The sequence below is a fragment of the Paraburkholderia dipogonis genome (assembly GCF_042680985.1).
GTDB classification, from domain to species: domain Bacteria; phylum Pseudomonadota; class Gammaproteobacteria; order Burkholderiales; family Burkholderiaceae; genus Paraburkholderia; species Paraburkholderia phytofirmans.
On record NZ_JBHUFR010000059.1, the window covers coordinates 1 to 1,192 of the forward strand.

Annotated in this window: 1 protein-coding gene; it reads left to right on the plus strand. The window is 66.4% G+C overall.

From position 1 onward, the window contains the following. Position 1: 1 nt before the first annotated feature. The coding region (locus ACFSNN_RS41325; RefSeq protein ID WP_377779233.1) for an MFS transporter at positions 2-1,192 on the plus strand (1,191 nt) is incomplete at its 3' end.

Consider the following 1,192-nt stretch of genomic DNA (forward strand, 5'->3'; position numbering starts at 1 on the left):
CGTGCTGCTGGGTGTCGGGTTTGGTCTGGTGGGTTTTGACCGGTGGCTGATGGCGCCGCTGTTTCCGCACATGATGGCCGAGCTGAACCTGAACTATTCGCAGCTGGGTAGCCTGATCGGGGTACTCGGTGTCGCCTGGGGACTGTGGTCCATTGCCATGGGTCCGCTGTCGGACCGTATCGGCAGGAAGAAGATCCTCGTGGTCACGATGATCGCCTTTTCGTTGCTCTCGAGTCTGTCGGGACTGGCCTCCGGCTTCCTGAGCCTGATGTTCCTGCGTGCGGTGATGGGCGTGGCTGAAGGCGCGTTCACACCGGCGAGCCTCGCGGCCAACAGTGAAGCATCCCGGCCGTCCCGGCGCGGGCTGAACCTGGGCCTGCAACTGAGCATGATGCCGCTTATGGGACTGGGCTTCGCGCCGATCGTGGCCACGCAGCTGCTGCAGATCGTGCCCTCCTGGCACTGGGTCTTCACGATCTCCGCCATGCCGGGCCTGATCGTGGCAGCCCTGATCTGGCGCAACCTGCACGATCGCAGCGCCAGTGAGCCGCTCACGGCCCAGATGCCCGCAGTCAGGCCGCGCTGGACCGAATTGCTGGCCAGCCGCAACGTGATTGTCGCGACCGCCGCGATCCTGTGTGCCATGGGCGGCATTTTCGTGATCGGGGCCATGGTGCCCACCTATCTGGTCACCGTGCTGCACCTGGATACGCGCAGCATGGGCTTCGTCGCCTCGGCCGTCGGCTTCGGCGGCTTTGTCGGCTCGTTCGGCGTGGCCGGCATCTCCGATTACATTGGCCGCCGCCTCACCGCGCTGACTGGCTTTATCGCCGCGGCCGTGCTGCTGTACTTCTTCTCGAACACCGGTGCCCATCCGCAACTGCTGTTCGCCCTGCTGTTCGGCGTGGCGATGTTCTCGATCGGCCTGCTCAGCCTGCTGAGCGGCCCGGTGGCGATCGAGGCCGCGCCGCTGGGGCTGGTCGCGTCAACTATCGGTTTCGTCTCCGGGGTGGGCGAGACCTTCGGCGGGGGCGTCGCGCCGGTGATCGCCGGCTTTGTCGCCCAGCATTTCGGCCTTGCGCGAACCCTCGACTTCGCGCTGTACAGCCTCATCGCTGGCGCAGTCATCACGGTGTTCCTCGTCGAGACCGCACCCCGCCGACGCACGGCCAGAGCCCCGTCCGGCGACCCC